At 45.1% G+C, this 13,908-nt stretch carries 10 protein-coding genes; 3 read left to right on the top strand and 7 right to left on the bottom strand.

Features of this window, described 5'->3' with window-relative positions; genetic code table 11:
- The coding region (locus RIB93_RS33245) for a CHAT domain-containing protein (protein WP_446379712.1) at positions 1-2,744 on the top strand (2,744 nt) is incomplete at its 5' end.
- 439 nt (positions 2,745-3,183) lie between these two features.
- On the opposite strand, the gene RIB93_RS33240 is transcribed toward RIB93_RS33245, so the two are convergent.
- The 7 genes from RIB93_RS33240 to RIB93_RS33210 form a co-directional block, all read right to left on the bottom strand.
- Positions 3,184-4,140, bottom strand: coding sequence for a PhoH family protein (locus RIB93_RS33240; RefSeq protein WP_446379710.1), 957 nt, complete (start codon positions 4,138-4,140; stop codon positions 3,184-3,186).
- 85 nt (positions 4,141-4,225) lie between these two features.
- A complete protein-coding gene (locus tag RIB93_RS33235) occupies positions 4,226-4,606 on the bottom strand; it encodes a KH domain-containing protein (RefSeq protein WP_446379708.1) in 381 nt (126 codons plus the stop codon).
- Positions 4,599-4,850, bottom strand: coding sequence for a 30S ribosomal protein S16 (gene rpsP, locus RIB93_RS33230; protein WP_446379706.1), 252 nt, complete (start codon positions 4,848-4,850; stop codon positions 4,599-4,601). The genes RIB93_RS33235 and rpsP overlap by 8 nt, the downstream gene beginning before the upstream one ends.
- Before the next feature lie 80 nt (positions 4,851-4,930).
- Positions 4,931-5,074, bottom strand: coding sequence for a hypothetical protein (locus RIB93_RS33225; protein WP_446379704.1), 144 nt, complete (start codon positions 5,072-5,074; stop codon positions 4,931-4,933).
- Positions 5,061-6,521 carry a signal recognition particle protein gene (gene ffh / locus RIB93_RS33220; protein ID WP_446379702.1) on the bottom strand — a complete coding sequence of 487 codons (1,461 nt, stop codon included), beginning with the start codon at positions 6,519-6,521 and terminating at the stop codon, positions 5,061-5,063. Before ffh ends, RIB93_RS33225 begins: the two co-directional genes overlap by 14 nt.
- 543 nt (positions 6,522-7,064) lie before the next feature.
- A complete protein-coding gene (locus RIB93_RS33215) occupies positions 7,065-8,606 on the bottom strand; it encodes an AAA-like domain-containing protein (RefSeq protein WP_446379700.1) in 1,542 nt (513 codons plus the stop codon).
- A 550-nt stretch (positions 8,607-9,156) separates the two neighbouring features.
- Positions 9,157-10,431 (bottom strand): AAA-like domain-containing protein, encoded by a 1,275-nt coding sequence (locus tag RIB93_RS33210; RefSeq protein ID WP_446379698.1) that lies wholly within the window; start codon positions 10,429-10,431, stop codon positions 9,157-9,159.
- Positions 10,432-10,615: 184 nt separating this feature from the next.
- On the opposite strand from RIB93_RS33210, the gene RIB93_RS33205 reads away from it, so the two are divergent.
- Together RIB93_RS33205 and RIB93_RS33200 are read left to right on the top strand one after the other, a co-directional pair.
- Entirely contained in the window at positions 10,616-11,539 is a 924-nt protein-coding gene (locus RIB93_RS33205; protein ID WP_446379696.1) for a nucleoside hydrolase, read from the top strand.
- Positions 11,540-11,996: 457 nt separating this feature from the next.
- Complete coding sequence (locus tag RIB93_RS33200) at positions 11,997-13,085, top strand: hypothetical protein (protein ID WP_446379694.1); 1,089 nt, start codon at positions 11,997-11,999, stop codon at positions 13,083-13,085.
- The last annotated feature ends 823 nt before the right edge of the window (positions 13,086-13,908 follow it).

Here is a 13,908-nt window from a genome sequence, read left to right as displayed (position 1 = left end):
GTCAAGGTGATGACTTAAATGATGGTTCAGATGACATTGCCGATGGTCAAGGTGATGACTTAAATGATGGTTCAGATGACATTGCCGATGGTCAAGGTGATGACTTAAATGATGGTTCAGATGACATTGCCGATGGTCAAGGTGATGACTTAAATGATGGTCAAGCTCAAGGTGGTACTGACACGACGGCTAATTCTGATACAAATACCTCGGACAGTAGCAGCGATACTCAAGCTGCCAATTCAGATACGGAAAACAGTAGTCAAACCTATAGTCGAACCTATAGTCGGCTTCCTAGTACCAACACTAATAATGATGACGAAGATGACGAAGAAAACTGCTCCGCAGATGATCCTAGCTGCGAAAAGGGCGATGTAGCTGAGAGTAACGCCGAGAGCAATAATTCTAATAGCGGGAATAATAACTCCGCTTCGACAACCTATAGCCGTCAACCCGCTTTAAGTAACGCCACCAGGACTTCTGGTACGGATATCGCTGATAATAATTCAGTGAATAATGGCAGTCAAACCTATAGCCGGATTCCAACTCAACCCAGTAGTGATGCGATCGCAACTCCTGATAACAGCACCGCTAATCCTGCTAATTCAGATACTACCAGCAATACGGCGAGTGAAAATACAACTCCTGCCAATATTCCCAGCTACGATAGCAACAACGATAATATCCCTGGAGATAACGTAGCCACCGCGAATCCGGCTAATACCGATAACGCGAACAGCAATATCCCAAGCGATAGCAGTTCTAATCCCACCAATACCAGTGGTGGTAACAGCAACGTGGGTAACAACTCGGCTAACACGAGCAATCAAACCTATAGCCGCGTTCCTACCTCAAATAGCGATAATTCCACCCCTCCGATTACTGACAGCGGAAACAATAATTCCGCCAACGATAACGCGGTAAATACACCGAATACTGATAGCCCTAACGATACGGCTAATAATAGCGGTTCTAACCCTACAGACAATAACAGCAACGGCAATACTGATATTGCTGACGATAATTCTGCTGACAATGGCGACTCAACCTATAGCCGTGATCCAAATAACGGAAATAGCGATATCGCTGACAATAGCGGTACAGATCCGGTAGATAACAGTAACGGAAACACCGACACGGCGGATACAGATAACGCCAATACTGATACCACTGACAATGGCGACTCAACCTATAGCCGTGATCCAAATAACGGAAGTGATGGGGCGAATAATGGTGGCTCTAGCCCCACCGACAACCCTGGCAATTCCGGTATCGCCAACGGTAATTCCAATACCCCTGAATCCTCTGGACAAGACACCACAGCGGGAAATAACGGTAATGGAACCCCCAGTGAGACTCCCCAACAGCAGGCTTCAAACCAGGAAGAATCATCACCATCGTCAGAAACGGATAATGTCAGCGATCGCGTAGATCAACTTGAAGCTGCTTTTACCCAAGAATTCCAAACCTATCTCCAACAACAATTTGTAACCAAACGGCTAAATCTACAAGATATCACGGAACGGACTCGCGACATCGAACAAGTCACCGGCTTAAAAACTGCTGTGATTTATGTCAGCTTTGTCCCTCAACCCATGAACTCAGAAGCTAATGCTTGTCAAACAGAGTCTGCACCAGCCGTGGATCGCCGATTTGGTCATACCCCCTCAGCATCAAGCAATTGCTCACCGGAGGACAATCAACAGCTAGAATTGGTACTGATTACTGCCGATGGTGAAGCCATTCAACGTCGAGTTCCTAATGCGATTCGGGCTAAGGTTTTAGCAGAAACTCAAAAGTTTCAGCGGACACTCAGCGATCGTCGTAACCTCGGATCGACGAACTACCTGGATTCATCTCAGCAACTCTACCAATGGTTAATCGAACCCTTAGCGGACGATTTAGAAGCACGCCAAATTCAAGGATTAATGTTTGCCATGGATTCTGGGTTGCGATCGCTCCCCATCGCCGCCCTTCACGATGGAGACAACTTCTTAATCGAGAACTATAGTGTCAACTTGATTCCCAGCTTCAGCTTAATCCAAGCTCGCAATCCCGACATTCGATCGCGTCAAGTTCTGGCTATGGGGGCGTCGAAATTCTCAGATTTACAACCCTTACCCTTTGTGCCGATAGAACTATCCACAATTACAGAGTATCTGTGGAAAGGCAAATCATTCCTCAACGAGAATTTCACCTTCCAAAATCTGCAAGAACAAATCAACCAGAACGAGTTTGGTATCATCCATTTAGCCACTCACGCCGAATTTAAGCCAGGGAATCCTAGCAATTCCTACATTCAACTATGGAATCGCAAACTCCGGCTGGATGAACTCAAGGAATTAGGCTTATCCGATTCAGCCGTGGATTTATTAGTCCTCAGTGCTTGCCGAACCGCCCTAGGCAATGAAGACTCTGAACTCGGTTTTGCTGGCTCAGCCTTACAAGCGGGGGTTGATTCTACCCTAGCTACCCTCTGGTACGTCAGCGATGAAGGGGCTTTAGGAATCACGACTGAATTCTATCGTCAATTAAGGCAAGTTCCGATTAAAAGTGAGGCATTACGCCGAGCGCAACTTGCTATGATTCGAGGCGAAGTTAGTATTGCCAATGGTCAATTAAATTATGGAGATAAGAGCATAACTTTACCTCCAGAAATAGCGGAACGCGCCAAGACCAAAAATCTCAACTTCTCTCATCCGTACTACTGGGCACCCTTTACCTTAATTGGTAATCCTCAGTAGACAACTGGGGAATAAAGTTGATTGAAAGACTTCATCAGGTTTGCCCCAAGTCGTCTCGTCTTTAAGGTCAAATCTGTCTCCATACCGTAGGGGCGGGTTTAGGGAATCAATTCAGATATCCACCAATAACGGCACAACAAAACCCGCCCTCCCCACCAATAATATCAATTCCGTTTAAATGCTCATCCTTGCAGTACGACAGTACAATGGTTTGAGGATATTTTGACAATGACTACCTAAACGGAAGTGATATAACCCAACAACAAAACCCGCCCCTACATTAGGTTTTATGTCCCGATATCATACGTTAATATTAACCTGAAACCCGATCAAAAAACACCAGATTCCCAACCGCGATCGCACTTTGTTTGTCCAAAGTCCAGAACAGTATTGACTCCGTAATTTTCTTTCTCTACCCTCTGCCTTCTTGCCTCCTGCCTTATTTCTGATGTTTCTCGTAAGCCTCAACAATGCGCTGAACCAGAGCATTACGAACCACATCTTGAGTGGAAAGCTCGCAAAACGCAATCCCATCAACTGGACGCAGAATTTTTTGTGCCACCCCTAATCCGGAATCTTGATTCGGCGGTAAATCGGTTTGGGTAACATCTCCAGTCACCACCATCCGCGAACCAAACCCCAAGCGAGTTAAGACCATTTTCATCTGGGCTGGGGTAGTATTTTGGGCTTCATCCACAATCACAAACGCATTATTCAGCGTTCGTCCGCGCATATAAGCTAACGGTGCTACTTCAATAATCCCCCGTTCCATTAAATTGGGAATTTTCTCCCCATCAATTAGTTCATATAACGCATCATAAAGCGGACGTAAAAACGGATTGACTTTCTGTTGTAAATCTCCCGGCAAAAATCCTAACTTTTCCCCCGCTTCTACAGCCGGTCGGGTTAAAATAAGGCGTTCATACTCATTTGCCAGTAATGCGCGGGTTGCCAATACCACCGCCAAAAAGGTTTTCCCGGTTCCCGCAGGTCCAATACAAAACGTCAAATCATTATTGAGAACCGCTTTAACATATTGGCGCTGGCGAAATGTTTTGGCGCGAATCACATCACCGCGACGGGTACGCGCCAGCACATCTTGATGTAAATCCTGGAGTTCATCCTCACGGTGAGTATCCAAAGCATGAAACGCCGTGCGGATATCCGCTTCTTCAATCCGTCTACCCTCGAGCCAAAACGGTTTAAGCGATCGCACCACAGACGAGACGCGCTCAACTTGTTTTTGCGTGCCAGAAATGAGCAACTCCTGTCCCCGTAACACCAGATTCGCACCAGTGCGTTGAGAGAGTAACTTCAGATTACTCTCGCGATCGCCCGCCAGTACCATAGCACTCTGGACACTCGGTAATTCAATTATTGTAGATACTTCACTCAAGGTTTATCATCAGTTATCAGTGAGCAGTTATCAAGTATTAGCAGGCAGGAAAACAAAGGACACAGGACAAATGACATAAGACAAATCAAGAACGGGGTTTCGAGTTAGGCTTAGGCAACGGCAAGCGTCGAGGCGAACCCTTCCTCCCCTGGTATCTACTCCCTGAAGGGCTTTCACGGCGGGATGTGCCACCCGACTCATCATAGATATCCAAATAGACCGATTCACCAGCAATCTTAGCCACCCCTTGGATAACGGTGCGAATTGCCTGAATATTACGACCACCTCGACCAAAGACTCGCCCCTTGTCCTCTCCGTCAAACGCCAGCCGAATCCAGACGCGATTATTAGCATGGGCACGTTCACAGTCTAAACTCAGCGACGTGGACGACTCTAAAAACGGCTCAACTAAAAATCGCACCAGACTCCCATAATCCGGGCTGGTTTTCTGCCCAGGTTCAGACACTGGCTTGTTGTTCAAGGACATTGGCTTTCTTGAGAATGCTGCGAACGGTATCCGTGGGCTGCGCTCCGTTTTTCAGCCACTTGGCAATAGCGGGAGCATTCAGCGTCGTTTGATCAGTTCTGGGATTGTAGAAACCCAACTCCTCTAAAGGACGCCCATCCCGACGGACACTACTCTCAATCGCCACAATGCGATAACTCACTTCACGCTTTTTGCCGAATCGTTTTAATCGAATTTTGACCATAGTTTCCAATAACTCACCTGTTTGATTTTACGCGATGATTAAGAATTTAGGGGAAATGGGGATGTGTCATTTGTCATTTGTCATTTGTCATTCGTCATTGGTTGACTTCCCCCATCTCCCCCTGCTCCCCCTGCTCCCCCTGCTCCCCCTGCTCCCCCATCTCCCCCAGCTCCCCCAGCTCCCCCAGCTCCCCCAGCTCCCTCATTTCCCTCATAACTGACCAAACCCCTTCTTCTTCTTCGCCTTTTTCTTCTTCTTCGTCGAACCACTACCGCGCCAACCGGGTTGGGAACGATTGCCCATTCCACCACCAAACATATCACCCATTCCGCCCATTCCGCCCATTCCGCCCATTCCGGGAAGTCCGCCCATTTGACCTTGACCCATCTGCTTCATCAGCGATCGCATCTTGGTAAACTCACTAATTAGACTGCTCACCTCACGCTCACCATGCCCTGAACCCCTGGCAATGCGGCGGCGGCGACTGGGAGAACCAGCCAGCAAATCCGGATTGCGGCGTTCCTCAGCCGTCATCGAATTAATCATCGCTTCCGTTTGCTTAAGCTTACCTTCCCCTTTTTCCAGTTGGTCCGAACTCAGCTTACCCATTCCCGGCATCAGCTTCATCAACCCACCCAGGGAACCCATGTTTTTCAACAGCCGCATTTGCTTCAAGAAATCGCTGAAGTCAAACTGAGCATTGAGCATTTTCTCCTGCATCTGGGCGGCGTCAGCCATGTCAATTTCTTCTTGGGCTTTTTCCACCAGCGTCAGCACATCACCCATACCCAGAATTCGGGATGCCATGCGATCGGGATAAAATGGTTGTAGAGCTTCTACCTTTTCACCCACACCGACAAATTTAATCGGCTGACCCGATACCTGGCGCACAGACAAGGCTGCACCCCCTCTGGTATCGCCATCCAGCTTGGTCAGAATTGCCCCTGTAATCCCAATTTGTTGATTAAATGTATGGGTTAGGGTTGCCGCCTCTTGACCCGTCATCGCGTCAACAACCAGCAGAACCTCGTGGGGTTTAACATTGTCCTTAATCTGGGCAAGTTCCGCCATCATCTCGGCGTCGATTTGTAATCGTCCCGCCGTATCGATAATTACAGTATCAACACCCGTTTCTTTGGCACGGACAACCCCCTGACGAGCAATCTCTACAGGGTTAGTATCCGTCCCCATTTCAAAGACAGGGATATTAATCTGTTCACCCAACGTCACCAACTGGTCAATCGCTGCGGGGCGATAAACGTCTGTCGCCACCATCAAGCAACTGCGGTTTTCCTTGCCTAGGTGTAGGGCTAACTTAGCCGTCGCCGTGGTTTTCCCGGTTCCCTGCAACCCTGCCATCAGCACGATAGTGGGCGATGTATCAGCTTTAGCCAAGGGGACATTACTTTCCCCCATCACCTGCACCAGTTCATCGTAGACAATCTTGATAAACTGTTGGTCAGGGCGGACGCCAGCGATAACATCAGCGCCCATTGCCGTCGTTTCAACATCAGCAACAAATTTTTTGACGACTTGCAGATTCACATCTGCCGACAGCAAAGCCCGACGCACCTCTTTCAGGGCGTCTTGAATATTGGCTTGAGATATCTTGTCTTGACCGCGTAGTTTCTTCCAGGCGTCTTCTAAGCGTTCGGCGAGAGCATCAAACATAGTTAACGTTAATCTTAAAGTTTAGTGTTACCAGAGATAGGGTCAGATTGCCGTGACTTCTTACACAATAACGCTTTAGGGGCTTTTTCTACCAGTTCTCGACCTCTGGATTGTGCGATCGCGGTTTTCACCGATTCAAGAATTATAATTTTCTGACTGAATGGGATCGCCTGGTGGTGGATGTCGTCCTAGGATTTGACGACGAGCAGGCATTGTTTATATATCCGATTGATTCTGACTTAAATAAAGATTGCGAACAGTCCGATTGACAAAGCTGAGATAATCATCGATTTCTTCATACAAATTCAGTTCTTTTTATTCTTCAGAATTTAGCGAATAGTTTTGTTGTTTATCTAAAAGTAATAAACCTATTACCAGCCAAAGAACCTTGAGTGACTTCCACCGTGAAATCGTAAGTGACAGGTACGGCTTGAATCGGACGCGCCTGAATTATAAATAGGGTTGATATTACAGTTGCGATCGCTCATCATTTTGTAGAGACGCGCCATGGCGCGTCTCTACCACTAGATAATTAATTTTTGGTTAATTGTTAGTTTTTTTCGGAGGTGTTTTTTTAGGGGTAGTATTTTCTTCTAACTCCTGAATTTTATTTTCGGCTTGTCGAAGCTTTAAGTCTTTCTCTTTAATCTGTTGCTCCATCAATTCTACATGTTGAATAATGGTTTGTACGTTAGGGTATAAATCTTGAATAATCAACTGACGTATCTGCCAGATTAAAACAAGTAACAAAGTTAGAGATAAAAATGAAATGAGGTCTTTAATATCTTCTAGGCGATTAAATATACGCTGGTTTTTGACCTGACTTTCATGTAAAAAAATATAATCTTGTCTGCCCAATGTTTGTTCTTTTGCCCACCTCCAAGCTTTTCGCAATTGAACTCCCCATAACAATTTAGATTTATCTTGGCATCCAGAATTAAGCCATGCTAAAAAATTCCTATTATAAGGACGCAAAGCATTCATTACATTTTCTAGCCACTTCTGATTAAAAACCAATTTATAAATTTGATTATAAACCTTTATCTTGTTATGCTTGCAAATCACTAATCCAGATAAAATTAAATCTATATATTCAGGATTATTATAAATAATTTCTCCACAGTCTAAGATTTGACGATAGGTATCTAAGCAAAATAGAAGATGCTGCTGATTGCAGAAAATACGATCGCGGATTGTCCTCAAGTGTTCTGGATTGTCCTGAGATTCCCAGTTTTCAACAATGTGCGATCGCACCAACTTTTCCACCCACTCTTTCTCTGTCTCTCCTGGCTTTAAAGAAACTTGGGATTCTCCACAAGCATTATAAACAATTTGACAAAGCTTTTGGGTGAGAAATGGCTGTCCTCCTGTCCAAGTCAAAATCTCTTTTAAAATGATCTCAGGATTATCAACTCTACCCAATAATCCCTCAGCTAGCGGTTGTGCTTTATCTAATTCAAAACCACATAATTCGATTCCACAACCAATGTTAAACGGTGTGCGATTTTTGTCTTGAATAAAAACTGAAGGCGTGGCTACACCCAGTAGACAGAACGTCAATCGGTTATAAGCGGGATTGTCAACCCGTTGATTGTAACACCCCCGAATCAAGGCAAAAAAATCATCGGTTGAGAATCCTAAACTGAGTACCGTATCAACTTCATCAATGAAAATAACAATATTGTCGGATATCTCAGCTAATAATACCTCCTCCAAAAAATTACTCAATCGCTGCACAGGAGATAAAAATTCATGTTCTTTCCACCATGCCCTTTTGTTGATTTTACCGGATAACTCAAACTTCCTGACTAAATCGTAAAATATCCCCATATACCAGCCTGGTTTGGTAACATTATCACTGCCAATTAGTGTCAGATCAATTGCCGCACATTTTACTCTTTCTTTTTCCAGTTTTTGCATCGTTCGCACCCGCAAGCTAGACTTGCCCATTTGCCGCGAGTTCAACACATAGCAAAATTTACCAGCTTTTAACGCCTGATAAAGATTTTGGTCAGCTTGACGCATTACATAACTGGGAGCATCAGCCGCTAAACTTCCGCCAACTTGATATTCGTAATTAGTCATTGATTATTTATCCTTCGTCATTAGTCATTTGTCATTCGTAGTAGCGGACACTATTTTTCTTTAATTCTAATCCGTAGAGTGGGGAGAGCGAAGTATAACGTACCTACCCAAATGATGCACTGGGGTTCACTTGCATTCTATAGCGCCAGTCCAGTAATCAAAATTGATAGGAAAATCTTCAAAAAACTGTAACAAAAACTACCCAATTACCCTTTTGTAGAGACGTTCCGACAGAACGTCTCTACCAACCTCTATTAGTGGATCGACGCCATAGAAAAAGTAAAGGTTTGTCGAGATTATTCGCCTAACGCAGGATAGCGGTTAATACACTTAATTTGATCCATTAGATTAGTAGGAAACAACGCTTGGATTTTGTTGGGTTTCCTTCGTCAACCCAACCTACAACCTAAAATGATGGAATAGGTAAACCCTTTTTTTTGTAATACAAAATCTGGGTTAGCTACCTTCGTGATAACTCAGTCCGCGCAGGCGGACTTTGTTTGTGTAGCAGCGATTTCAATCGCCGTAGCCAAAGGAAGTTCCTGTTGATTTATGTTTCCCTACCTCTAAGCTTCTGGGAAAAATACTGGGAATATAATAGACAACGCGGCTTGACAGAATTATTCTCTAACTGTACTAAACCTAAGCTTTGTAACTTAAACGCCAGCATTGATTCCAAGGGTACAGGACAATTTGCCTCAACTACCGTTTTCATTGCTGCGGCTAACTCAGGATACTGTTGTAAATTCCATAACTGTCCCCTTAAATGATTGCTGTAAATTCCTGATTCCGTAGCAGCCGTTTGCAAGAGTTGTTCAAACGTAATATCCTCACGAGTGAGGGAATAAATAGCAAGCTGGATCAGATGCGGATGTCCTCCTACCGTCTCTATTAGCTGAGTCACCTGGGAATTATCCAAATTTAATCCTTGTTGTTGGGCTAACTCTTGCATTTGTTCGGATGTAAATTCTGGCAATTCAATTGGCACACCAACATTAAACGGTGAACGATTCGTATTAAGCTGAATATAAACATCGGTAGAATAGGAAATCACTAACCGTAATTTCTGCCACAGTCTGCTGGTTTTTGCTTCCTCATGCCAAACTCGCAGCATACCAAAAAAGTCTTGGGCAATTTTGGGATAGGGAAAAATTCGATCAACATCATCTAGTGCCAAGACTAATGGCTGGTCTAATTGAGATAACAGATGATCTTCAAAATAAATCGTACAATTCTGAGAACTTCCTAACCCTTCTTCCCAATACTTCGCCAGTTGAGTCGGTAGTTTTAACCGCCGACTGACAAATGTACAGAACCAGCGCAAAAATTCATCTAGTCCGCGCAAAACGGCTTGATCGGCTTGGAGTAAGTTTAAGCGAACGGTGCGATAATTTTCTTTAACTGCTTTTTCGAGAATCTTCTCAATCAGCAACGTTTTTCCCATCCGTTTTGGGGCTTTAATTCGCAGTAGGGAACCGGGCTTGACGATTGTTTCATAGCAACGCGATTCGCTGGGAGGACGCAGGATATAGGTAGAGACTTCAGGTTCAGTATCTGTCTGTTCTTCATCCACCTCTATTGCTAAAAATGAGTTCTTATCGGCGACAGAGAAATCAGCAATTTTCTCTAAATTCAGCTCCAACTGATCGCAAAGGTCATAAAAATTAAAACGATCCACAGGTTTGCCATTGAGGAAATTGGAGACGGTGGAGAGAGAAAACTGTACTCTCTCGGCTAAGTCTCGCTGACTCGCAAAACGATTTCGCGGTAGTGCAGCTTTGACTGTTTCGATATACTGGGGAGCAACTTTTAGCGATCGCGACATGATTAAACACTTGAATCACCCTGCTGTGATCATAGTCTTCTCATCCTTCTCATCCCGCCAAGTCAGATATAAGTCACACATAAGTCGGACAATTTAGATCCCCGACTTCTGAAGTCGGGGATCTGGTCAAGGATGAAAATTGAGGGATAATAATCAAGTGTATGCTTGCGGAAAATTTCTCCTCGTGTCCAAACCTCTCGTCCTCATGGATCATGATGGCGGTGTCGATGATTACTTGGCAACCGTCTTGCTAATGACAATGGATCACATCCAACCCTTGGGTATCGTTGTCACTCCGGCGGATTGCTATATTCAACCCGCCGTTAGCGCCACGCGCAAAATTTTAGACCTAATCGGATGTTCTCATATCCCCGTTGCCGAGAGTACAGTGCGCGGGATTAATCCCTTTCCTCCCCTTTACCGCCGGGATGCGTTTATTGTGGATCATCTGCCAATTCTTAACCAGAATGACGCCATCCAAACCCCTCTGTTGAAGGAAACGGGTCAAGACTTTATTGTGCGATCGCTGCAAACGGCTGACCAACCTGTTACCCTGATGGTGACAGGACCCCTCACCACTGTCGCCACCGCCTTAAACCTTGCCCCGAATATCGAAGCGAAGATTGAGCAAATCGTCTGGATGGGGGGTGCAATCCACGTTCCTGGTAATGTGGAAAAAAGTCTGGAACCCGGACAAGATGGTTCAGCCGAGTGGAACGCCTACTGGGACCCCCTCGCCGTACATCAAATTTGGCAAACTCAGATTCCGATTGTCCTTTGTCCCCTTGACTTGACCAATACCGTCCCGGTTACCTCTGAGTTTGTTTACAAATTGGGCAAACAGCGTCACCATCCCATTTCCGATTTGGCGGGTCAATGTTACGCCTTAGTAATTCCCCAAGACTATTATTTCTGGGACGTTCTCGCCACCACCTATCTGGCTCATCCCGAGTTCTTTACCTGGCAAGACTGGGAAACCTCGGTGATTCCTCACGGTTTCAGTCAAGGTCGTATCCAAGTCGAGGCGAGAGGAAAACGGATTCGGGTGCTGGATACCGTCGATAAGACAGAATACTACTCCTATCTCTTACATCAGTGGGCAAGGTAACATGGAAAGTGTGATTTAAGTCACCTTACTCACGCTCAGCCGAGTTATCTGAGAATCATGCCTCCCCAACCCAATTAACCATTAACCCTTTCCTGGAAAGCGCTTGAGAGGTAATCCCCTGCCAGTCTCACCTGTTGGGTGAAAACTAAATGAGAATGGTTCATTTCTTTTAATAACTGTGATAATCCTGTATTATGAATGATAAAAACAGCAAAAATATGACAGAAGCGATTTTTGAGCAGAGTCGTTATCGCAACTCGAACCCCTCCTTGTCAGCGACAAGGGTTCAGACGCAGACTCTGCTCTTTTAAAGTTTCTACATAACATCCGATTTTTTTAACGCCGAGAGGATACATAATCAGTGCTGATTGACTCTCACCTAACCCCAGGTGAGACAAATTAGTTTTTTGCATCTTCTCCTATTGAAGGGAAATGAGAGTGTAACGGGATTTTTACCATGACCTATTCCATCGCATCCACAGAACGTTCCGTGTCCGAGCCGACACCGCGTCAGCGTTCTACTGGTGGCAAACCACCCAACTCGTCAAAGTCGGACTCGTCAACATCCAACGTTCATTCCTTAGCGGTGCTTTGGGCGAGGAAATACTATACGGCTGTTACCAACCAAGACCAAGATGAGTCAGTATCCAGTTTAGCGGCGGCGGATCTCAAGGAAACTGCCTCACTGGAAGCCAGAAAAAGCACGGCAGAGAAAATGATGCAAAAGCTCAACTTTGCCAGCGCCCAAGCCTGGTCGTTGACCGAAACGCTGCTATCTGAGGAAATTAGGCGTCATGGTATTAATCCTGAATTAGTCAATCCCTTAGAAATTGCGGCGGATACCCGTTATCTGTTTCAAAAGACGGCAAATGCTTATGCTCAACGCGCAACACCCCGACGTTTATCGGTGATTGTCGGTAAAGATTTTGGTAAAGTGCGCCAAAAATATACGAGTGTTGATCGGCGTGCGATCGGGTTTGTCAGTATGCAGTTCCACTACACGGGTCAAAAGCTACTGGATTGGCTCTCACCCGCTGAACAAAAGCTGTGGCTTCCCTATTTAAAGGTAATGGATGACCACATGTACATGCCCCTACAAGCGGCGTATGATGCGGCTGCCAACCATCCCTACAATTCTCCGGCGCTATTAGCGGTGCAAAGTTTGTTACCCATCAGCACAAAACTGGCTATTTCTGTGTGCCAACAAGTTTGCCGTCAGAATCCCAACTACGAAACCTACAGCGGTTCGCTGATGAGCAAAACGGTAAGAATTGCCAGTATCCGTGACGTGGAAATGTTTCAGGTTTATCTGTGTCTGTGTGTCTTAGAAGATGACATTCGGGCGGTGCAGCGAGAATTGTTTCCCTTATGCGTTATGCTTTATCCGCGTTTACGTGTCGGCTGGCGTTTAGTGCAAGATATGCTCAAAGCGATTGGTTGGGAAATGTACAATCGCCTACCTCCCGAAAATATGGCAACCTTTTTACCCTATCTGCGGACATTAACGGAGATGTTCTCCTGTGACGTGTTTCAAGAGCCAGAATAGCCTTGTAGAGACGTTGCATGCAACGTCTCTACAGTCTGGAAAAGAAGGGTTCTATAATTTATTAAGTCTGCGTTGAAAACTGCGCTAGCGTGAAGAGAAGCGATTACGACGAATGACAAACCATAAAGCAACAGCAACTCTCAAAAGTAGATCGCTTGAATGATTTCCTGTTTAAGTTAATTCTATCTGGAGTGGCACTAAAAACTTAGTTTTTAGAGCTTATCTCCCTAGTTTACAATTTTAGGAAATCTCAGCAATTTGTTGAGCGTTGCTGTTACTTGTCAATGAGGAAATAGAAATGAAATTTATCAGTCGGTTTTATACCTCCTAATTTGATTTTGTCATTGATTTTGTCATTGATTTTGTCAGTTCAACTTCTGTCATTAGTAAGCCTTTCGGCTTCAATTCCTAATGTAATCACCTTTGCGGGAAAACACAAGTAAATGACATAGAAGTTTACGTTTCGATGATTAAAGGCTGTCGTTTATATTACAAAAAATTTACGAATCAGGTTCTGTGAACTAAGTGTTCGCGGTAAGTCGTGATCAGATATTGACGGGTTGAAGCCTGTCATAAGCGCCAAATTTACGTAATTCTACGGTAGCGATCGCATAAGGATGTCCGATTTCTGTAGAAGTATTTGAAGGAAATACAGGCTTTGCCGTGGCTTGATTTCAGGATATTGACGACTCCCCGCGCATAGAATGCGGGGGATTCTGAAGAGTAATTACTCACTCTCCCCTCCACTCGAATAGGCTGAGTTGAACCCATTCCATCCGAGGGTTCTCAGGCTCATCTGGCAACCCAGATGATTTCCCCTGTC

Origin of the sequence: Coleofasciculus sp. D1-CHI-01 (assembly GCF_040218875.1) — a bacterium.
Lineage (GTDB): Bacteria > Cyanobacteriota > Cyanobacteriia > Cyanobacteriales > Coleofasciculaceae > Coleofasciculus.
This window is presented reverse-complemented; position numbering and strand designations above follow the sequence as displayed.